Source organism: Candidatus Polarisedimenticolia bacterium (assembly GCA_036004685.1).
GTDB lineage: Bacteria > Acidobacteriota > Polarisedimenticolia > Gp22-AA2 > AA152 > DASYRE01.
Window position 1 is genome coordinate 117470 of the sequence record DASYRE010000054.1, and the last position, 20604, is coordinate 138073.

Annotated in this window: 15 protein-coding genes; 8 read left to right on the top strand and 7 right to left on the bottom strand. The window is 69.4% G+C overall.

From position 1 onward, the window contains the following. Window positions 1-32: 32 nt before the first annotated feature. Window positions 33-2504, bottom strand: a complete 2472-nt coding sequence (locus VGR67_15295) for a sulfatase-like hydrolase/transferase (protein ID HEV8337779.1) — start codon at window positions 2502-2504, stop codon at window positions 33-35. 40 nt (window positions 2505-2544) lie between these two features. Between VGR67_15295 and VGR67_15300 the strand changes: the two genes are divergently transcribed. From VGR67_15300 to VGR67_15320, 5 genes are all read left to right on the top strand, one after another. Beyond that, window positions 2545-5058 carry a PEP/pyruvate-binding domain-containing protein gene (locus tag VGR67_15300; protein HEV8337780.1) on the top strand — a complete coding sequence of 838 codons (2514 nt, stop codon included), beginning with the start codon at window positions 2545-2547 and terminating at the stop codon, window positions 5056-5058. Between the two features lie 94 nt (window positions 5059-5152). Beyond that, the gene (locus VGR67_15305; GenBank protein HEV8337781.1) at window positions 5153-5578 is read left to right on the top strand and encodes a response regulator; all 426 of its coding nucleotides are present in this window, start codon (window positions 5153-5155) and stop codon (window positions 5576-5578) included. 214 nt (window positions 5579-5792) lie between these two features. After that, a complete protein-coding gene (locus VGR67_15310; GenBank protein HEV8337782.1) occupies window positions 5793-6500 on the top strand; it encodes a site-2 protease family protein in 708 nt (235 codons plus the stop codon). Window positions 6501-6511: 11 nt separating this feature from the next. Continuing rightward, entirely contained in the window at window positions 6512-6982 is a 471-nt protein-coding gene (locus VGR67_15315) for a GNAT family N-acetyltransferase (protein ID HEV8337783.1), read from the top strand. 124 nt (window positions 6983-7106) lie between these two features. Next, window positions 7107-8858 carry a phosphoenolpyruvate carboxykinase (GTP) gene (locus VGR67_15320; protein HEV8337784.1) on the top strand — a complete coding sequence of 584 codons (1752 nt, stop codon included), beginning with the start codon at window positions 7107-7109 and terminating at the stop codon, window positions 8856-8858. A 19-nt stretch (window positions 8859-8877) separates the two neighbouring features. Here the strand turns inward: VGR67_15320 and VGR67_15325 are convergent, their stop codons facing one another. Further along, window positions 8878-9471 (bottom strand): nitroreductase family protein, encoded by a 594-nt coding sequence (locus VGR67_15325; protein ID HEV8337785.1) that lies wholly within the window; start codon window positions 9469-9471, stop codon window positions 8878-8880. A gap of 192 nt (window positions 9472-9663) precedes the next feature. Here VGR67_15325 and VGR67_15330 point away from each other — a divergent pair, with 192 nt between their 5' ends. The 3 genes from VGR67_15330 (at window position 9664) to VGR67_15340 (ending at window position 14215) form a co-directional block, all read left to right on the top strand. After that, window positions 9664-12252 (top strand): MMPL family transporter, encoded by a 2589-nt coding sequence (locus tag VGR67_15330; GenBank protein ID HEV8337786.1) that lies wholly within the window; start codon window positions 9664-9666, stop codon window positions 12250-12252. A 65-nt stretch (window positions 12253-12317) separates the two neighbouring features. Beyond that, on the top strand, window positions 12318-13868 hold the full coding sequence (locus VGR67_15335; protein HEV8337787.1) for an ABC transporter substrate-binding protein: 1551 nt from the start codon (window positions 12318-12320) through the stop codon (window positions 13866-13868). A 182-nt stretch (window positions 13869-14050) separates the two neighbouring features. After that, a complete protein-coding gene (locus VGR67_15340) occupies window positions 14051-14215 on the top strand; it encodes a hypothetical protein (GenBank protein HEV8337788.1) in 165 nt (54 codons plus the stop codon). A 126-nt stretch (window positions 14216-14341) separates the two neighbouring features. Here VGR67_15340 and VGR67_15345 read toward each other — a convergent pair whose 3' ends face one another. The 5 genes from VGR67_15345 to VGR67_15365 form a co-directional block, all read right to left on the bottom strand. After that, window positions 14342-15298, bottom strand: coding sequence for an energy transducer TonB (locus tag VGR67_15345; protein HEV8337789.1), 957 nt, complete (start codon window positions 15296-15298; stop codon window positions 14342-14344). A gap of 45 nt (window positions 15299-15343) precedes the next feature. Beyond that, the gene (locus VGR67_15350) at window positions 15344-16234 is read right to left on the bottom strand and encodes an arginase family protein (GenBank protein HEV8337790.1); all 891 of its coding nucleotides are present in this window, start codon (window positions 16232-16234) and stop codon (window positions 15344-15346) included. Window positions 16235-16354: 120 nt separating this feature from the next. Continuing rightward, window positions 16355-17047 carry a High-affinity nickel transporter gene (locus tag VGR67_15355; protein ID HEV8337791.1) on the bottom strand — a complete coding sequence of 231 codons (693 nt, stop codon included), beginning with the start codon at window positions 17045-17047 and terminating at the stop codon, window positions 16355-16357. A gap of 985 nt (window positions 17048-18032) precedes the next feature. After that, a complete protein-coding gene (locus tag VGR67_15360) occupies window positions 18033-20387 on the bottom strand; it encodes a hypothetical protein (protein ID HEV8337792.1) in 2355 nt (784 codons plus the stop codon). Window positions 20388-20391: 4 nt separating this feature from the next. Next, complete coding sequence (locus VGR67_15365; GenBank protein HEV8337793.1) at window positions 20392-20583, bottom strand: hypothetical protein; 192 nt, start codon at window positions 20581-20583, stop codon at window positions 20392-20394. Window positions 20584-20604: the final 21 nt, after the last annotated feature.

Here is a 20604-nt window from a genome sequence, read left to right on the forward strand (position 1 = left end):
GGGCCGTCTTGCTTTTGGGAGGCTCCTCGCTTTCAGGATCCTCCGAGCCGGGAGAGCTCGCGCCGCGCCTCGTCCGCGAAGGGGCCCCCTCCGGAGGCGAGGTAGGCGCGGAACTGCTCCGCCGCTTCGCGCGGCCGGCCCGACCGCGCGAAGACCCGCCCGAGGTGGAAGGCAATTTCGCGCGCCGAGGGCTGCAGAGCCAGCACGGAGCGGTATTCGGTGATCGCCTTGAGGTCCTGGCCCCCCTCGTCGTAAAGAATCGCGAGATTTCGGCGGGCCGCGGCGTTGGACGGATCGGCGTCCCGGCTGCGTTCCATCAGCCGGATCGCCTCGCCGGTCCGCCCCATCTTCAGAGCCACCAGCCCCGACCCGAAAAGCGCCTGCGAGTCCCCGGGCCTCGCCTTCAACACGCGGGCGTATTCTTCGGCGGCCTGGGCGACCTCTCCCTTTTGAAAGTGGGCGTTGCCCATGGCGAAGTGGAGATCGGGGACGTCGACCCCGGCCTTCAAGGTCCGCTCCATCAGCGCCACGACGTCGTCGTAGCGCCGCGATTCGTAGAGGATCCTCGCCAGCGCGAGCGCCGTGACGGCGTCGGCGGGATTCTCCTCGAGCGCCTTCCGGTAGGTGGCCTCCGCCTCCTCCGTCTTGCCCCCCGCGGCCAGCACGGCGGCGAGCCCCTGCTTCGCCTCGCGCGAGGCGCGATTGAAGGCCAGCGCTTTTTGGAAGGCCTCCACCGCCTCGTCCTGCCGTCCCTGGCGCGACAGCACCTGGCCGAGACCGGCGTAGGCCTTGTCGGAATCGGGGTCGAGATCGAGGACCTGGCGGAAGGTCCTCGCCGACTCGTTGAGCAGCCCCTGGCCCAGCTGCGCCGTCCCGAGGTTGAGGAGAACTTCGCTGCTCCGCGGGCGCTGGGCGAGCACCGCCTCGAAGTCGGCCGCGGCGCCGACGAAATCGCCCGACCCGACCCGGGCGTTTCCCCGGTGGAGCAGAGCGGCGAGGTTGCCGGGATCGGCGGCCAGCACTTCGTCGAACTCCCGGACGGCCGGGCCGAACTGCCCGCGCGCATAAAGGGCGATCGCTTCGTCGAGCTGCTGCAGCGCGCCGACCCGGCTCTTGGGATCGGGGGCAGGAGCGCCGCGCGCCGGTCCCGGGGCCCACAGGTAGCCCAGCGAGCGGAGCCGCTCGCGGGCGGTCTCGTCGAGCTCCTGCCGATAGGCGATGGAGGCGCCTTCGGGAGCAGCCTCAGCCATCAGCCGGTGGATCTCCTCGCGCATCCGCGCCGCGTCGCCCTCCCGCTGCGGCGCCAGGTTCCTCGTCTCCCCCGGATCGTTCCGTAGATCGTAGAGCTCCTCGCGCGGCGCCTGAACGTACTTCCAATCTCCGATCCGCAGCGCCGCCATCTCGCTCCAGCCATAGTTCTCGCGCGGCAGGAGCGTCTCCGAGATCGATTTGAGCAGGAAATCGGCCGGGCGGCGGGCGACCAGAGGAAGCAGGCTGGTCCCCTGGACTTCGTCGGGCTGCGGGAGGTCCACCAGGCTCAGAATCGTGGGAAGAAGGTCAATCGTGCGGACGGGCGTCGGCACGGTGCGCCCCCGCGGGAGCGCCCCGGGGAGCGACAGGATCATCGGCACGTGCAGGGTCGATTCGTAGAGGAAGACGCCATGCGTCGACTCCCCGTGCTCTCCGAGCCCCTCGCCGTGGTCCGAGGTCAGGACCACGAGCGTCTGGGTCGAAAGCCCGAGCTTGCGCACCGCGTCGAGCAGCGCTTTCAGCTCGGCGTCCACGTAGGCGATCTCCCCGTCGTACGGCGAGAGCGGGAAGCGGTCGGCGTACGCCGCGGGGGGAGCGTAGGGCGCGTGAGGATCGAAATAGTGCAGCCAGAGAAAGAAGCGCTCGCCGGCCTTGCCCCCCAGCCAGGAGATCCCCAGACGCGTGATCTCCTCCGCTCCCCTCTCGCGGAAGCCGACCTGCCGGTCCCGCTCCGACGGAAGGCGATCGTCGTAGGTATCGAATCCCTGCGACAGGCCGAAGCGGGTGACGAGAGGGTAGCCGGCGATGATCGCGCCCGTCGAGTAGCCGTGCGCGTGGAGAATCTCGGCCAAGGTCTCCGCCCGGGGGCCGAGGCGGTAGCTGCCGTTATTGCGGACGCCGTGATAGGCGGGATAAGTGCCGGTCAGGATCGAGGCGTGCGCCGGGAGCGTGATCGGGGCGGAGGTCGCGGCCCGCTCGAACAGGATCCCGTCGGCCGCCAGGCGATCCATCGCCGGCGTCCGGGCGCGCGGATTGCCGTAGCAGCCGAGGTGATCGGCCCGCAGCGTGTCGACCGTGACGAGGATCACGTTGTAGCGGCCGGTCCGCCCGCCCGCCGCCTCCCACCGCACGAGCCGCGTGCTCTGGGCGGCGACGCCGGCGAGGACGGCCAGGACGAAGAGAAACACGAGGACCGCAAGCGCTTTGCGCAGCAACGGGCGGGATCCGTGGGGAGCTTCCGCGACGCCGGTCATAGCGACTCATCATACATTCTCCCGGAGTATAGTGTCGCCCATGAAGCGGCCCTTCCTGTTCCTGGAGGAGATCGGCGAGCAGGACCTCGACGAGGCGGGCGGAAAAGGGGTGGGGCTCGCCCGCCTGGCGGCGCTCGGGATCGCAGTGCCCCGCGCCTTCGTGACGCCCGCCTCGTTCTTCGAGGAGATCCGCTCGCGGTCCCCCGATGATCCGGAGCCGGAAAGGCTGGCGCGGCAGGTCCCCGCGCCCGTTCGGGAGGCTCTCGAAGCGTCTCTCGACGCGCTGGGCGCGGCCCCGGAAGGGTTCGCGGTGCGCTCCTCCGCCGTCCAGGAGGACTCCGCCACGGCCTCCTTCGCCGGGATCCACGAGTCGTTTCTCCGAGTGGCGCGCGGCGACGTCCTGCCGGCCCTTTTCCGCTGCTGGGCCTCGGCGTTCACCGAGCGGGCGCTGCTCTACCGGCGCGATCGAGCGCTTTCGACCGATCCCTCCGCCATCCGCATGGCGGTGATCGTCCAGATCATGCTGCGTCCCTCGGTCTCCGGAATCCTGTTCACGCGCGCCGCGGGATCGCCCGGCGGCGATCTGGTCGTCGAAGCGGTGGCGGGAAGCGGCGAGCGTCTGGCGCAAGGGAGGGACCGCCCCGAGCGGCTCCGCCTGCCGCGCGGGTCGGGATCGCCCGCCGGCGACCGGACTGCCTCGGGGCTGCTTTCCTCCGGCGCCCTCGAGGAGATTCGGCGCGCCGCGCTGGCGGCGGAGTCGGCGTGGCGCGTTCCTCTCGACATCGAATGGGCCCTGGAAGGAGAGCGCCTGCATCTGCTCCAGGCGCGCCCGGTCGTGGGCGATTCCGCCGCCGCGGCTACCCGGCGCTCCGCGACCCCGCTTGCCGAAGACACCCTCTGGACTCGGGCCAACATGCGGGAGCTGCTTCCCGACCTGCCCTCGGAGCTGTTCCTGTCGCTGCTCGAGCGGGTCGACTGGCGGGAATGCTACCGCCGCCTGGGGACCGAGATGCCCGAAGGGACGCTCGTCCGCGCCATCGAGGGGCGTCCCTATTTCAACCTGTCGCTCATCGGCGCGATGATGGCGAAGTTCGGGCTTTCCTACGACCGGTTCGCCCGCTGGATCGGGCATGGCGAGGAAGTGGCGGAAGCGGCCGAGCCGGCGGCCCGTCCCTTCCGGGCGCTGCTGCTTCATCCGGCGGCCCACCTGCGGGCCTTCCTGCGCCAGAGGCGGATGCCGGCCGAGGCGCGGCGGTTCTTCGATCGGGTCCATGCCCGGACGCGGCAATTGAGCGCGGAGGATCCGGCGGCCGCCACCGACGCGCGAATCCTGGAGGCTTGCCGGGAACTGGAGGCGAGCAGCCGTGATTTCATCTACTTCCTCATGGCGGGATTCAATCGGGTCACGTCGAAGATGCTCGCGCTGGAGCTCCTGCTGCCGCGGCGCGCGAGCGGCGCGCGGCTGGTCAATGCCGTGGTCCCGGCCGGGGAGAAGAACATCTCCGTCCGGCAGGGACTGGACCTCCTGCGGCTGGCGCAGCTCTCGAGGCGGGAGGGGAGGACCCTGCAATACCTGCTGGAGGGGAAGGACGACTTTCGCGGTTACGAAAAGGAGCTCGAAGGGACGTTTTTTCTCCCCGCTTTCCAGGATTACCTACGCCGGTACGGTCATCGAGGGATCCAGGAGACCGATCCCGCGATGCCCCTGTACCGGGATGCTCCCGGCTTCCTGCTGAAGACGATCGGGGCCGCCGGAGAGGATCCGCGGTCGCCCGATCCCGAGACGCTGGCGCGCCGCCAGGAGGAGACCGCCGCCCGGGCGTGGCGCGATCTCCGCAGGGACCTTTCCCCCGCCGAGCGGCTCGTCCCGGTGCGCTCCCTGCTGCTCCGGGCGGCCGTCCGGGACCTCAAGGAGGCGATCGCGCTGCGGGAGCGGATCCGCTTCGAAGGGATGCGGGTCGCGGCGGAGCTGAGGCGGTTCCTGCGCGAGGCGGGCCGGCGGCTGCGCGCGCGCGACCTGCTGGGCGACTCCACCGACCTGTTTCTGCTGCGCCTCGAGGAGATCGAAGCGGTCCTCTCCGGCCGGGCGGACGGAACGCAATTTCCCGACATCATCCGCCGGCGGCGGGAAGAGCGGAGCCGCCGGGAGGCGATCCCCATGCCCAACCTCCTCCGGGAGTCGGAGATTGGCAACCTCGCCGCCCGGCAGCCGCTCCACCCGGCCGGGCGGGGCACCTTTCAGGGGCTGCCGGTCGGGCCCGGCCGGATCGAAGGTCGGGTCGTGGTCCTGGAGGGCCCCCACCAGGTCGACCGGGTGCGGCGCGGCGACATTCTGGTGGCCCCCGCCTTGGATCCCTCCTGGATCCCGCTTTTCACGCTGGCCTCCGGCTTGGTCGTGGAAATGGGCGGCACCCTGTCGCACGGCTCGATCATCGCCCGTGAATACGGCTTGCCGACGGTCGTCAACCTGCCCGGGATCACGCGCGCCCTGAAAAGCGGCGACCGCATCCTGCTCGACGGCAGCACCGGACTCGTCCGCCGGCTGGAAACCTGAAAGCCCGCCGCCGATTTCTTGACCCTCCCGGGCGCGGAGCTTATGTTTCCCTGGACCTGGAGCCCCCTCCAGGCGCCGACCCGGAGGGCGAGCCATGCCTCGAGAAACCCCCTTTCTTTCCAACCTTCCGCGCGATCTCGGAAAAGCGCTGGTGGTCGACGACGAGCCGGTGATCCGCAGCCTCTACGCCGAGGTGCTTCAAGCGATGGGCTTCACGGTCGAGACGGCGGCGGACGGGGTGGAAGGGGTCGAGCGCCTCAAAGAGAGCGGCTATAACCTGATCATCTCGGACATCCGCATGCCGAGGATGACCGGGATCGAATTCCTCCTGAAATCGGGATCGGTCCGCCCGGGCTCGCAGCATCGCTTCATCTTCACGACCGGGCTTCTCGACAGCCTGAACGCCCACGAGTACATGATCGCCACCGAGCGCCCGTGCATCATGAAGCCGGCGCGCGTCGACAACATCCAGCAGACGATTCTCGAATTCCTGCGCAGCCACGGCGCCGGGACGTCCTGAAGCCCGAACCCCTCGCGCCGCGCCCGCCTCACCCGCGCGCTCTGCCACCTTCCTTCCGGCGGCCGATCGCAGTCTGTTCCCCGCGAAGCCGGGGGGCGGCTTGCGTAAGTCGATCGCCCTTCTGATAATGGCCCGTTCCGGGAGCGCTGCGACCGAAGCGGCTCCCGCAAGACCGCCGCGAGCTCGGAAGAAGCCCCAAGGAGGCGCCAGGCCGATGGAACCGCATCAGATCCTCGAAGGGATCCTCTGGTTCGTGGCGTTCCTCTTCTCGACCACTGTGCACGAGGCGGCACACGCATGGGTGGCGCTGCTGGGAGGGGATCGCACCGCCTACCAGGGGGGGCAGGTTTCCCTGTCGCCCCTCCCGCACATCCGCCGCGAGCCGATCGGCATGGTGGTCGTGCCGCTCCTGACCGCGATGACGAGAGGGTGGGCCATGGGATGGGCGAGCGCTCCTTACGATCCTCTCTGGGCCGATCGCCACCCGCGGCGGGCGGCCTGGATGGCGAGCGCGGGCCCGGCCGCGAACTACTGCATCGCCGCCGCCGCCTTTCTCTTCATGAAGGCCGGGCTGGCGTGGGGCTATTTCGTCCCGCCGTCACGGATCGATTTCAGCCATCTCGTGGCCCCCGGCGTCTCCGGGGACCTCGCGGGGTTTCTGGCGCAGGGCCTGTCGATGTTCCTGACGCTCAACGTCCTGCTCGGGACTTTCAACCTGATTCCGCTGCCGCCCATGGATGGAGCGGCCGTGCTCGGACTGGTCCTTCCGGAGGAGAAAGCCCGCGCCGTCCGGCGTCTCGCCGGATCTCCGCAGATCTCCATGATTGGCCTTCTGGTCGCGTTCCTGCTCTTCCCGAGAGCGGTAGGCCCTCTGTTCCACCTTCTGATCCGGCTCGTGCATCCGGACGTCCCTTATTCCTGAGGTTTCGCATCATGAGCGGCGCGGGAAAGCCGAAGCAGGGGATGGGGGCGGCACCGGCGATCCGTCCGGCGCGCCGGGGGGAGGAGGAGCAGATAGCCCGGCTCGCGGGCCAGCTCGGGTATCCCGCCACGGCCGAGGAGATTCGCCTCCGCCTGGAAGCGATCGGGAGCGATCCGCGTCACGCCGTCTACGTGGCGGAGGCGGCCGGCGGCCCGATGCTCGGATGGGTCCACGTCTTTCTCTACCGGGGAGTGGAGTCGGACGCCCGGGCGGAGATCGGCGGACTGGTCGTCGACGCGGCGCATCGCGGCCGCGGCGCCGGACGGCTGCTGATGGAGGAGGCGGAGCGCTGGGCCCGCGGCAACGGCTGCCGGAGAGTGACGCTGCGATCGAACGTCATCCGGGAGGCGGCGCATCGCTTCTATCGGAAGCTGGGATACGAGCTCCACAAGACGCAGCACGCCTTCCGCAAGGAGCTTTGAAGGCCCGCCCGCCGCCGCGAGGGGCCGGGTTCCGCCGATTGAGGTTGCCGATTGAGGTTACAATAATGCGTTCCTGACGCGGCGCGTGAGGCGGCTTGCGAAGGGGACGGGAGAGACGCCTCAAGTGAATTCCTCTTTGAATGCGTGGGTCGACGAATGTGCCCGGCTCTGCGCCCCGGATCGAGTGGTCTGGTGCGACGGCAGCGCCGAGGAGCGCGACCGCCTGACCCGCGAAGCGCTCGCCTCGGGCGATCTCCTGGCCCTGAACCCGGCCCGGTTGCCCGGATGCACCCTCCACCGGAGCGACCCGCGCGACGTGGCGCGGACCGAGGGCCTCACCTTCGTCTGCCGCCCGCGGAAGGACGACGCCGGTCCCAACAATAACTGGATGGAGCCCGCGGCGGCCTACGAGAAGCTTCGCCCGATCTTCCGCGACTCGATGCGGGGGCGGACGCTCTACGTCGTCCCGTTCCTGATGGGGCCTCCCGGCTCGCCGTTCAGCAAGATCGGCGTCGAGATCACCGACAGCCTCTACGTGGTGCTGAACATGGGGCTGATGACGCGCATGGGGCGCGTGGCGCTGGAGCAGCTCGGCGGCTCCGATCGCTTCACGCGCGGGCTGCATTCCAAGGCCGATCTGAATCCCGACCGCCGGTACATCTGCCACTTTCCCGAGGACGACACGATCTGGAGCGTCGGGTCCGGCTACGGGGGCAACGCCCTGCTCTCCAAGAAGTGCCTGGCCCTCAGGCTCGCCAGCGTCGAGGGGGCGCGCGAGGGGTGGCTGGCGGAGCACATGCTGATCGTCGGGGTCCAAGACCCGGCGGGGAAGATCACCTACCTTTGCGGCGCCTTTCCGAGCGCCTGCGGCAAGACCAACCTGGCCATGCTGGTTCCGCCGCAGCGCTTCGAGGGGTGGCGGGTCTGGACCGTCGGCGACGACATCGCCTGGCTGCGCGTCGGCGACGACGGGCGCCTGTGGGCCGTGAATCCCGAGGCGGGCTTCTTCGGCGTCGCGCCCGGGACGAGCCTGGAGTCAAATCCGAACGCGGCGCGCGCTGTGACGCACGACACGATCTTCACCAACGTCGCCCTGAAGCCCGACGGCACGGTCTGGTGGGAAGGTCTCGAAGCGCCTCCGGAAGAGTGCCTCGACTGGCGCGGGGAGCGGTGGACTCCCCGGCGCTCCGAGACGGCGGCGCATCCCAACAGCCGCTTCACGGTGGCGATCCAGCAGTGCCCCAGCTACTCGCCGGAATGGGAAAACCCCCGGGGCGTCCCGATCAGCGGCATCCTGTTCGGGTCCCGGCGCTCCGACGTGGTGCCGCTGGTGTACGAGGCGTTCGACTGGCCGCACGGCACTTTCCTGGGCGCCACCCTCGCTTCGGAAACGACCGCGGCGGCGACCGGGCGCGTCGGCGTGCTCCGGCGCGACCCCTTCGCCATGCTGCCGTTTTGCGGCTACAACATGGCCGATTACTTCGCCCACTGGCTCGCGGTGGGGGGCGCCCTCAAGCGCCCTCCGCGCATCTTCCGCGTCAACTGGTTCCGGCGCGGTCCGAACGGACGGTTTGTCTGGCCGGGATTCGGCGAGAACCTACGGGTCCTGCAGTGGATCCTGCAGCGATGCGAAGGAACCGGCGGCGCGAAGGAGACGCCGATTGGCCTGCTTCCCGCCGGCGGCTCCCTGGATCTGGAAGGTCTCGATCTCGATCCCGCCGCGGAGGCGATCCTGTTCGGCGTGGATCGCGAGGGTTGGGCGCAGGCGGTGGCGAGCCAGAAGGAATTCCTGGGGCGCTACGGCGATCGCATGCCCGAAGAGATCTGGAGGCAGCATCGGGGGCTCGAGCGGCGCCTGGCCCAGAACCCGGCCTGAGCGGCCCCGGGAAGGCCGTTCAACGATAAGGACCTTCCCAGCGTCCCGCGTAAGCCCATTCCTCCACCGGCTTGCGCACGCGGGGGCCGAGCTCCCGAGTCCTGAGCTCTTCCGAAAGATCCTCCACCTTTCCCGGATGGCCGACCGCGATCATCGCCAGAGGGGTGTGTCCTTCCGGGATCCCGAAGAGGGCTCTCGCCTTCGCCGCGTCGTACCCCGCCATCGGATGGACCACGAGCCCCAGCTCCGTGGCCTGCAGGAGGAGGTTCTCGGTCGCCAGACCGACGTCGTGGAAGGCGTGACGGTTCGGCTTCCCGCCGCGGGCGAACACTTCGGACGCGACCGAGAGAAGCAGCACAGGCGCCTTCCGCGCCCAAGCGTTCCCTTCCGCCAGACAGGAGCGGGCCTGCTCGAGACTCGCGGCATCGCGTCCGTCGAAGATCAGGAAGCGCCAGGGCTGCTCGTTGTTGGAAGACGGGGCCCAGCGGGCCGCCTCCAGGAGGGCGGAGACCGTCTCGGCGGGCAGGGGCCGGCCGGGATCGATGGCTCGCGGACTCCAGCGCCGGGCGATGAGGGAATGGATCGGATGGCTCGTCGGGGCGGGTTTCTCCACGCGCGACTCCTGCGATGAATTTGAAGACTAGCACAGTTCGCCGCCGGATCGCCGACTCCGGGAATCCCGGCGACACCGGCCCCGGAGTCGAGCGCCCCGACTTGCTCCGTCTCCGCTTTTGCTGGAGAATCGGGCCCCTTCACGCGGGCGCGGCCGAGGGCGCCGGCCGGCGCGCCGTCGGGATCGCGGAGGATGGAATCGGTGAGAGGCGGGCTGAAGTACGGACTGTTCCTGCGCATCGAGGAGTTCGCCCGTACGCACTACCGGCGCGTCTTTCTCGTGACCCTGCTGCTGGTCCTCGGCTCGATCTACCTCGGCAGCAAGCTCTCCCTGGACGGCGACGTTCTCAGCCTCCTTCCCCGCGAGAACCGTGCCATCAACACCTTTCGCCAGGCGCTGACCGATTTCGGCGGATTGGACTATCTGCTCGTGGTCGTGGAGGCGCGCCCGGGCCAGAGCGAGGAGGATCTGCAGGAATATGCCGACCTGCTCTCCGAGCAGCTCCAGAAGATTCCTTCGATCCGGTACGTGGAGCACCGGCTCGACACGTCGGGTCCTTTCTTCGACTTCTTCCGGCGCAACGAGATCCTCTTCCTGCCTCCCGCCCGGCTGCCGGAGCTGGCGGAGAAATTCAGCGACGCCGCGATCCGCCAGCGGGTCCGGGAGAACGCCCGACAGCTTTCGGGACCCTCCTCCTTCCTGGTCAAGAAAGTCTTGGAGGAGGATCCCTTCTGGATCAGCCCGCTGCTGCTCCAGGAGATGCTGCGGAGCAAGGGCCCTCTCAAGGTGGATTTGGAGAGCGGCTACTATTTCTCCAAGGACGGGACGGCGCTGCTGATCATCGCCAAGCCGACCCGGCCGGCGCAGGACGTCGACTTCACGAGAACCCTGCTCGATCAGGCCCAGAAAGCGGCGCACGACGCCGAGCGCGGGTTCTTCACCGAGCGGCGGCAGGAAGCCGGGGACGAGGCGACCGGAGAGGCGAAAGCGGCGGAAGCTCCGGAGGTCTATTTCGGCGGGGGCTACGTCATCGCGCTGGAGGACAGCCAGCTCATCCGGAAGGACATGGTGCGCAACGGAATCCTCTCCTTCCTGGTGATCGTCGGACTCTACGCCTTCTGCTATCGCCGCTTCGGGGCCATCCTCTATTCGTCCACCCCGCTGGTCGTCGGCCAGTTCCTGACGCTGGCGGTCGCCTATCTATTCCTGCGGCACCTGAACTCGGCGACTACCGGCTTCTGGGCGATGCTCATGGGGCTGGGGACCGACTTCACGATCGTCATGTACGCCCGGTACGTCGAGGAGCGGCAGGGCGGGCGCACGCTGCAGGAGGCGCTGGGCCTGATGATGGGGGCGACCGCGTTCGGCGTCTTCACGGGCGCCATCACCTCCGCCGGCACCTTCTACGCCATGTGCATCACGGAGTACAAGGGGCTGCGCGATTTCGGCTTCCTGGTCGGGACCGGCATCCTCCTGTGCCTGGTGGCGATCCTCTTCCTCCTCCCCGCGATGATCGCCTGGAACGAGGGCAGGCGGCGGAAGAAGGACGTCAGCGAAAAGCTCTACCTGCACTCCTTCGGAATCCAGAAGATGATGACGTGGAGCATCCGGCACCCCCGTCTCGTCGTGTCTCTGTCGGCGGCGATCACCCTCGCCGCCGGCTTCCTGGCGACCCGCGTCGAGTTCAGCGACAGCGTCCAGGAGCTGCGCTCTCCCTCGAACCGGGGGATCCAGGCCCAGGAGAGGATCTCCCGGAAGTTCGGAACGGCCTTCAACCCGATGATGGTGATCTGCCGCGGAGCCGACGCCGACGAGGTCCTGCGCAAGAACAGCGAAGTGAACCGGAAGCTGCAGCGCTTCGTCGCGGACGGCACACTGCTCGGATTCGAATCGGTCCTCACCTACCTGCCGCCCCGCCAGAACCAGGAGACGGTGATTCAGGCGCTGCGGAGCGGATCGCAGGGGGCCTTCAATCTCGGCCGCATCGAATCGACCTTCCGGGCGGCGCTCCAGGAGAGCGGCTTCCGCGAGGGTAGCTACGATTCCTACCTGAAGACGCTCCCGGCGACCCTCGGTCCTCAGTCGCCGATCGGGCTGACCGACTTGCAGCGGGCGGGGCTGGACCGTTTCGTGTCGCGCTACGTCAAAGCGGGCCCGGAAGGATTCCAGACGGTGACCTATCTCTTCCCTTCCTCGCCCAACGCCAAGCGGCACATCCCGCGGGCCCTGGTGAGCGCCGTGAATGATCCCGCGCACGGCGTCGAGCTGACGGGCGTCAACATCGCCAGCGCCGAGATGCGGCGGATATTCCGCCGGGACGCCTGGCGCGCCGTCCTGCTGGGGATCGGCCTGGTCGCGATCCTCCTCTATCTTGACTTCCGGAGCCTGCGTCTCACGTTGCTGGCGAACGTCCAGCTCCTCTCGGGAGTGATCTGGATGCTGGCCGGGATGCAGATCCTGGGGATCAAGATGAATTTCATCAACGCCTTCGTGACGACGATGATTCTGGGCGTCGGAATCGATTACGGCATCCACATCATCCATCGCATTTCCCAGGAAGGGCTCGAGAACCCCGAGGGGCTCCTGGAGACGGGAAAAGCGGTGGTGATGGCGGCGCTGACGAACGTCGCGGGATTCGGGACGGTCGGCCTTTCCAGCTATCCCGGGCTGAGCTCCATGGGGATGGTCTGCGTCATCGGATCGATCACCTGCCTGGTCACGGCGCTCACCACGCTGCCGGCGCTGCTCCTGCTCACCGGCTCTCCCCGCCCGCGCCGCTGATCCCCGCCGCGCTCGCCGGCGCGGCGCCCGGGAATTCCGCGCGCCCCTGTGCTAACGTCTCGGCCATGCGAACCAGGATCCTGGCCGCGGCGATGCTCGCGGCGACGCTCGCCGCCTGCCGCAGCCGGATGGCTCCGCCCGCCCCGGCGCCCGTCCCGCCCACCTCGCCCGCTCCACCGCGCGCCCCCCAACGGCCCGAGGCGGCGGTGCCCGAGGAAGGCGGGGAGGGGGCCTTCGCGCTGGAGGAGCCGTTCACCTCCGTCGCCGCCGCGAAACTGGCCACGACCAGCGACCGCATGCTGCGCGGTTTGGCGTTTCACGGGCTGTCGCGTCTCGCCCCGTCGGGAGCGGTGGAGCCCGAGCTGGCGGTGCGCTGGGAAAGCCTGCGTGGGGGAGCGGAATGGGTTTTCCACCTCCGTCCTGACACCGCCTTCGCCAACGGACGCTACGTCGAAGCCCGACATGTCGCGGCTTCGTGGGAGCGGCTCATCGCCGCTCCCGCGGCCCGCTACGCCTTCCTGCTCGAGGCGCTCAAGGGATTCGACGCGCTGGCCTCCGGAGAGTCGCCCCACGCCGCGGGCCTGATCTTGGAGGACGGTCTGACCTTGCGCGTCGTGCTCGAAAGGCCGGTGCCGGATCTCCCCCTGCGGCTCGCCCATCCCGCGCTCGGGGTCTCGGCGTTCGGGGAGGACGAGCAGGGGGTCGGGCCTTTCGAGATTTGGGGGACGCCGCAAGCCCAGCGGATCACGCTGCGCAGCAATCCCGAGTATTTCCGGGGGCTGCCGCACCTCGATGAGATCGCCTTTCTCCGCGGTGAGGCGGCGAAGGCGGGCCGGATCGCCGAAGGCAGCCTCGACCTCGCGGTGCTGCCGCGCTCCGAGGCGCCGCCCGGGGGGCCGGCGGTCCGGCTCTTCACGCACGCCGTGCCGCGCACCTACCTCCTGGGGCTGAACCGTTCCGCTCCGCCGTTCTCACGCTCCGACGCGGCGCGGGCCTTCCTCGCCTCGCTGGATCGCGAAGCGCTCCGGGGAGCGGCCGGGGCGGAGAAGAGCTTCATTCCGGCGACCCTGGTGACCGCGTTGTCGCCCGGGCCGCGGCGGGCCGCGGCGCCCCGGGGAGCCGCCGCCGGCCCGCTCGGCCGCCTCGATCTTCTCGTCCCCGAGTCGGACGCCGTCGCCGCGTCGCTGGCGGCGAAGCTCCAGGGGGAGATCCTGCGCGCGGGAGGGCGGGTCGCGCTGCATTCCGTGAAGCTTCCGGACATCTCCGGGGCCCTGGCCCGCGGCGAATACCACCTTTTCGTGCTGCCCTTCATTCCGTCCAGCCCCTCTTTCCTGATCGCCTATGAGGAGCTGATGCGCTGGAACCGCTCGATCCCCGGGAGCCTCGCCGACCAGGCGAGAACGCTCGCCCATGTAGAGGATGCGGGCCGCCTGGCCCTGGGGCTCAAGGGGCTCGACGCCTCCCTTCAGGAGGGGGGGTACCTAGTACCGCTCGCCTCCCTGGAGAGGCGCTTTCTCGTCCGGGCCGGTCTGTGCGGGCTGCGTCACGATCCCGTCGGCATGGTGGATTGGACACAAGTATGGGCGAGCCGGAGCCCTACGGAGCGCTGCGAGTGAGGCGGAAGTCGCCGAAAGTGCGTGACTGCCTTCGGTTGGAAGGCGTCGCGGCCGATGACGATGGTGTGAGGCCCGGGAGCCGCCGCGCCGATACGATGACGGAAACGGGAAGTTTGCATTTTGCCGGGATTTACCTTAGATTATGCCGCGCTGCAACGGATGGGGGGAACGCTCCGGAGTCAGTGGCGACGACGGCAGCCCACCCCCGAGCCAAGAAAGGACCCATCCCCTCCATGGAAGTCTTCCTCCTTCTCGTGACCATCGTGCTGAGCATTGCTCTGAGCCTGGGTCTTGGCGCTGGGCTTCTCACCCTCCTGCTCCGGTTCATCCAGACGCACTCCAGCTGAGCCCGCCGGTGGGGCCGCGCCGGCCCTTCGGGCACTTTTCCGGCTTTCCGCGAAGAGCGCGGCGTTGCGCCTCGCTTCGTCCGCCCGGGACTCGAGGGGGAGAGCTCCGGCGTCGCGTCTCCGCCCTTAGCGAGTGGTGCCCGCTGTGTACTTGAAGATCATCACGAGATTCATCGTGACCGCCACCGGCGTGCCGTTCTTCAGGGCGGGGCGGTATCGGTAGGTCTTCGCGGCTTCCAGCGCCGCCGGCTCGAAAATCGGCGACGTGGAGACCAGGATTCTCGGCTCCGTGGCGCGTCCTTCCCGATCCACCGTCACCTCGACGATCACCTGCCCGTCGAGCTTCTCCGATCGCGCCGCGTCGGGGTAGAGGGCGACCGAGCTCGTGACGAGCTCGGGAAGGGTGACGTCTCCGACGCCGGGGAGGTAAGGCTCCCGGGCCCTCTGCTGGGGGGGCGGCGGCGCGAAATCCTGGCGGTCCTTTCTGGCTCGATCGAGGAAGTTCTGCAGCGGCAGATCGGCGCCGGCGGGGAAGGCGGCGATCTCCAGCGTGATGACCGAAAGGATGGGGAGGCTCGCGTCCAGATGTCCCGCGAAGAGGAGCGCCTGCCCCGACTTGAAGGGAATCGTCTGGCGCAAGGCTTCCCGGTGGCCGAAGGTGAAGACGAACTCGGACGAATAGGCCGACGCATCGGTTCGGGTCAAGGGCCCCACGCGGATCTGAATCTGCTCGCCGAATCCCATCCGCAGGACCACTTCCTTGCCCGCCTCGGGGCTGGCGGCGTCGCTGAACTGGAATCCGAGATCGGGCAGCGTGAACCCCGCCTTGAGCGATGCCAGCTGAGCCGGTCCATCCTGTCCGCCGGGCAGCGACCCGGAGTGGAGGAACGCCGTCAGCGCCGGGTGGCGATTCCCCATCTGCCCGCTGGTTTTCAAGGGAAAGTAATAGACGCGCAGAAGAACGGCGTTCCGCTCGCCGGCCGCCGCCGGGGCGGACGGGCGCGACGAGGCCCCGCAGGCGCACAGCGCGAACCCAAGCAGCGCCGCGAGTCCGGCAAGACATCGGCCACGTTTCACCATCATCCCCCGGGGTCCTCCACGAGCCCGTCCCGGCGCCTGGCGTGAGCCTCAGGCCGGCGGCGCGAAGCCGGCCGCGAGGAGATCGACGAGCTTCCGCGCCGCCACTCCGCTCGCGTCCCGGTCCGGATTGTAGTTGGTCACTTCCAGGCCGGCGAAACCGGGATCGCCGGAGAGGATCGACAGGAAGGCCGCGGCCTCCGACAGCGCCAGGCCGCCGGCAGCCGGCAGGTCGACGGCGGGAATCGCCTCCCCGTCCAGCACGTCGACGTCGAGATGGACGAAAAAGGCGCCGGAGCCCCCCAGCCGCTGCAGCGTCTCCTTCGCGGCCGCGGCCGATCCCAGGCGGACGAGGTCGTCGGAGCGCATCCGCAGCGCCGGAAGGGCCTCGAAGATCGGGATCTCCTGCGGATCCAGCCGGCCGACGCCGAGCAGGGCGAGGCGTCCCGGGCGCAGCATCGGAGATTGCCCCGAAAGGCGGGAGAGCTCGGGGGCGCCGCGCCCGAGAAGGTGAGCGATCACCATCCCGTCCAGGATTCCCGACCGGGTCGTCTGGGGGGTGTTCAGCTCCGCGTCCCGATCGAGGTAGACCAATCCCGGGTCGGGGTGGAATCGGGACAAGCCGGCCACGCTTCCCAGCGCGATCGTGCAATCGCCCCCGAGGACCAGCGGGCGCCGCCCCTCGCGCAGCGCCGCTTCCACGCGCGCCGCGACGCCCCGGGCCGTTTTCGCCACTGCGGGAAGGTTCTGCTGCTTGGCGCGGGCGGGATCGACGTCGGGCCGGAAAACGACGAGCTCCTGGTCCTCCCGATCCGCCACGTCGTGTCCCGCGCTCCTGAGCTTCTCGAGGAGTCCCGCCCGCCGGAGGGCCGCGGGAGCTTTCTCGGACCCCGCATGGCGCGCGCCGATGCTGGAGGGAACGCCCAGGACGGCCAGATTCATGACGCTCATTCTACCAGGAAGGCGCCGCGCCGAGTCGACGCCGGCCGACCCTCTTCCTTCGGCTCACGATTCGCCCCTCGTCGCGTGACGTCGAGGGAGTCGGCCGGCCGTGACGCGCCACTAAGAAGAGATGCCGAGCCAGGGAAAGAGGATCCAGCCGAGGCCAACGAGCAGGGTGAGGCTGGAGGCGACGGCCAGGAGGCCGCGGTAGGCGCGCAGCCCGTCGGCGCTTCGACGCGGCGTGGCCCATCCCAGGATTCCCGCGAACAGCGTCATCGCCGCGATCGTCCCCCCGCCGAAGCCGGCCAGATACGACCAGGTCGCTTCAGGAGTCGGAAGCGCGAGGGCCGGAAGCAATCCGAATAGGTGCGAAGTCCCGGCGATCCCATGCAGCGTCCCCACGGCGAAGGCGGTGTGGCTGTGGAGGTGCGCTTGGGGCGATTCATGCGCGGCGGCGGGGCCATGGACGTGGAAATGGGCGTGCACGCGGCCGGCGTGATCGTGGGTGTGGCTGTGGAGGCGGTCGCGGAACAGGCGGCGGAATCCCCAGAGCCCGAGGGCGACGAGGACGATTCCCACGATGCGCTCGCCCCAGCCGGAGATCGAATCGAGGTCGACAGCGCCGCGCAGAAGGAACGCGGCGGCGCCCACGAGCAACACGCCCGAGGAATGCCCGAGCCCCCAGCGCAGGCCCGCGCGCCAGGCGCGCCGCCCCGCCTCGACCGACAAGGGCGCCAGGGCCGCCAGGTGATCGGCCCCGGAGAGGACGTGAACAGCTCCCGCCAGCCATCCTGCCAGTAAGGCGGTTTCCATGGCGCGCTCCAATAACCCGCTACGGCCGCGGAAAGCTTATCCGATGTTGGAAGCAGGAATCCATCGAGGGAGGCCTCTCTCCGGCCGCCGCGCCGCGCGCCGTCCTCCAGGTTCCCGTTTGACAGAAGAAGCGGCTCGCATATAATCACCCTCCTTCGATCGTGCATCTCCTGGTGACCGTTTCGCCGTGGCGCCCCAGCCGGGGAGACGGCATGGCATGTCCGGAACCGCGCCGCGGGCGCAGGGCCGCGTGGGGAGAAGATGCCGGAAATCGATGAAGGCTTCCTGGAATCGCTGCAGCGCGATCTCGACCAACGGAAGAAACCGATCGAGACGCGCAAGCGCCTCCTCACAATCGCCGTCGTTGTCGGATTCCTGGTGGTGGCCGGCGCCTTCACCTTGTACCTGCTCACGGACACCAACGAAGGCAGGGTCCTCCCCCCGGAGCTTCCCCCCCCCTCCCCCCAGGCCTCCCTTCCCGTTTCGGAGAAGGCGAAGGAGACGGGCAAGAGCTATTACGAAGAGCACACGGAGATCCAGGGAGCTCTCGCCGAATACGCTCGTCGCATCCTGAAAGGGCAGCTCGACGTGGCGTCGCTCGGCCCTGCCTTCCAGCCGGTGGAAGGGTACACCTGGGACAAGTGGTATTACGACACCGTGGCAGTGCGCGAGGGGTTCAAGACCTTGAAGGAGCCTCAGCCGACCCCTCATCGATTCACCGAAGAGCACCCGATCATCACCTACACGGTCACCGACGACGACAAGTACGGCGCCTGGGGAGTGGGGATCAAGTACGGCGCGGCGCTGGGCGTCGACCTCACGAATCCCGCCGACAAGGAGATCGCCTCCCTGGTCGCGGCCTACGTGTGGCTGCAATCGCAGAACCGGCTGCTGTACGAGAAGGCCAATTACTTCGACGCGGAAGGAAAATACGATCCGAAGCGGCCGAGGAAGGACATCAACCTTCTGCACGCGGGCGACCAGATCAAGTTCCCCCATCTCTCCCCGGAGGCGCTGAAGGAGCTGGCGCAGAATCCCCAGAAGTATCTGGAGGGTACCGCACCGTCCGTGGCTCCAGTGATTCCTCCGGCCAAACCGGGATCTTCGTCGTAGCCATCTCCGAGACCATTCCCAGCCATCTCCCCAGCTCGACGCGCAGCGGACAGGGGGACTTGGCCCGCTGGGATCTGGCCCACTGGACCAGAAACGGCCGGACGGCGGGGTTCTCCCGCGCCAGGAGCCACAGCGCCCGGCGGCCCCGCGTCCTCATGGCGGCGTCGGCGCAATCCAGCGCCAGGCGCATCAGCTCCTCGCGTCCCGCCCCACCGGCCGCCAGGACACGCCGCCCCAGGGTCGCGGCGGTGGCTTCCTCCACCGCGGCCCTGAAGCGCGGCGAGGCGCCCTCCGGGACGGCGAGGAGGTTGAGGACCTGATCCGGAAGGTGCCGGCCGAGGGCGACGAGCAGCTCGAGGAGGGCGAGGCGATCTTCTTCCGGCGCGGCGGCGAAGTAAGGCACGAGCAGCTCGAGGATTTCGCGGGGCCAGTAATCGGCGAGCGCCAGCATCTCGGAACGCATTCCGGGGGCGATCCGGGCCCCCGGAACCTGCAGGGAAGCCTTCCAGCGCTGCAGGATCCGATCGCGCTTCTCGGGCTTCAGCCGCGCGTATAGAGCGAAGATCTTCTCCTGGTCCGATTCCGGCAGGGTCTTTCCCGTCTGGCGCAGCGCGGTGGTCACCGGGCCCGGCCCCAGATCGAACAGCTCGCCGAGCCCCTCCCGGGCCGTCCGGCCAAGATCGTTCCCCTCCTCGCGCAGCGCCACGTCCGCCAGGAGGAGAGCGGGCCGGTAGAGATCCTTCCGGGCGAGATGGAGCAGCCCTCCCAGGGCGACGCGGCGTGCCGGAAGATCGGCGCGGCTCAGCAGCGCTCGCATCAGCTCGAAGACCCGCTCGTATTGATCGGCGGAGGCGACGAGATCGGCCGCGGCCCGGGCCGCTGCGCCCCGCACCGCCTCCTCCCCCCCGGCGTCCGACACCATGGGCAGAAGCGTCGCCAGCGCCGCTTCGCGATCGCCGGCGCCACACGCTCCGAGCGCCGCGGCCAGGGCTGCGGCCGCCTCCGGCGACTTCTCCCCGCGGAGCATCTCGCGAAGCACCGACGTTCCTTCGGTTTCGCCGGCGAGGAGCGCTCGGCAAAGCAGGGGAGGAACCAGCGCCCGCTCGGCGCTTCCCAACGACGGGTAGATTCTCTCGAGGTGGGGCAGCCACACGGCGTCGATGGCGCCCGGGCGGCGGGCGAGCCGCCGCACCACCTCCGACGGGTCGGCTCCCTCGTCGCGCAGGATTCGGAGAAGAGGATCGTCCTTCCCGGTGGGACGTCCGGGGGCGTCGGCGAGCGCCCAGAGCGCCTCCCGGCGCCGCTCGCCCGAGGCCGATCGGGCCTGCCGCAGAATCTCCTCGATCCCTCCAGCCTCCGCGAGCGCTGAAAAAAGCGCCGCCCGGGCCTCCGGATCCTTCTCGCGCGCCAGCGCCGCGGCCAGGAGCGGAATCGTCCCGGAGGGATCGGGCTCCGCCACGAGCAGCGCGGCCGCGGCCGCCGCCCGCGCCGCCGGGTCGCGTCCCGACAGCGCCTTTTCGATGCGTTCGGTGAGCTCCTTGGCCGCCAGCGAAGCGGGGCTGCCCGCCCGCAATCCCGCGGCCTCTTCGCCGGCCAGCAGAAGGACCCGCGGACGGAGCTCGCGGTGCCGCGCCTCGAGGGCGATCTGCACCGCTTCTCTCGCCAGAGCGGGGTGCGCCGAGATCAGCGATCCGAGAGGAGCGAGCGCCGACTCCGCCCGGGATCGATCGCGCGACGCCAGCGCCTTGGCCAGGGACGGCGCGACCGCCCCGGGGACGTTCCGGGCGGCCTGACGGAGCCAGAGCACCGACCGGGGATCCGGAAGGCCGGCCGCGAAGGCTTCGATCGCCGGCCCGACCTCCCCCTGATGAAGAAGCGCCTCGCCGCGCCAGGCGGGCGAAAGGATCTCAAGGAGGTCCGCTTCCCAGTCGAGAAGCGTTCTCTCGGCGCGCTGGACCTCGCAGCCAAAACGGCCGCGGCCCCCGGCGAGCGACTGGCGATCGGAGGATTTCTCGACGGCGGAGACCGGATAGCCGGTATCGAAGATGACCGGCCGCGTCTCCCGCCCTTCTCCGAGCAAGGCGATGCGCGGCGGAGCGCCGGCGCCGGCCAGAATCCCCAGGACGCAGGCGCCGCCCCCGACCGCTTCCGCCGCGAGCGGCCGGGCCGGGAAGGCGGCGAGAGCGAGCGCCAAAGCGGGGGAGAGGGCGAGCAGCCGGTGCATCATCGCATCAGAGGATCTTCGAGCGCAGGAACTCGAGGAAATAGAAGGTCAGATAGGCCAGAACGCCCAGGACTGCCAGCGTGAGGAGGCTGACGCCCCAGGGCATCTCGAAGATCAGGGAGCGGTGGCACGAGGAGCATTCGGTCGCGTAAACGCCGTTCGGCGCGCCGCAATAGGGACAATCCTTGGTCTTGGGCATCAGGCGGACGCCCCGCCCCGG

Excerpts from the sequence above, each read along its gene's own strand:
- VGR67_15295 (HEV8337779.1), bottom strand. The coding sequence starts at position 2,504 with ATGACCGGCGTCGCGGAAGCTCCCCACGGATCCCGCCCGTTGCTGCGC.
- VGR67_15300 (HEV8337780.1), top strand. The coding sequence starts at position 2,545 with ATGAAGCGGCCCTTCCTGTTCCTGGAGGAGATCGGCGAGCAGGACCTC.
- VGR67_15305 (HEV8337781.1), top strand. The coding sequence starts at position 5,153 with ATGCCTCGAGAAACCCCCTTTCTTTCCAACCTTCCGCGCGATCTCGGA.
- VGR67_15310 (HEV8337782.1), top strand. The coding sequence starts at position 5,793 with ATGGAACCGCATCAGATCCTCGAAGGGATCCTCTGGTTCGTGGCGTTC.
- VGR67_15315 (HEV8337783.1), top strand. The coding sequence starts at position 6,512 with ATGAGCGGCGCGGGAAAGCCGAAGCAGGGGATGGGGGCGGCACCGGCG.
- VGR67_15330 (HEV8337786.1), top strand. The coding sequence starts at position 9,664 with ATGGAATCGGTGAGAGGCGGGCTGAAGTACGGACTGTTCCTGCGCATC.
- VGR67_15335 (HEV8337787.1), top strand. The coding sequence starts at position 12,318 with ATGCGAACCAGGATCCTGGCCGCGGCGATGCTCGCGGCGACGCTCGCC.
- VGR67_15345 (HEV8337789.1), bottom strand. The coding sequence starts at position 15,298 with ATGATGGTGAAACGTGGCCGATGTCTTGCCGGACTCGCGGCGCTGCTT.
- VGR67_15350 (HEV8337790.1), bottom strand. The coding sequence starts at position 16,234 with ATGAATCTGGCCGTCCTGGGCGTTCCCTCCAGCATCGGCGCGCGCCAT.
- VGR67_15355 (HEV8337791.1), bottom strand. The coding sequence starts at position 17,047 with ATGGAAACCGCCTTACTGGCAGGATGGCTGGCGGGAGCTGTTCACGTC.
- VGR67_15360 (HEV8337792.1), bottom strand. The coding sequence starts at position 20,387 with ATGATGCACCGGCTGCTCGCCCTCTCCCCCGCTTTGGCGCTCGCTCTC.
- VGR67_15365 (HEV8337793.1), bottom strand. The coding sequence starts at position 20,583 with ATGCCCAAGACCAAGGATTGTCCCTATTGCGGCGCGCCGAACGGCGTT.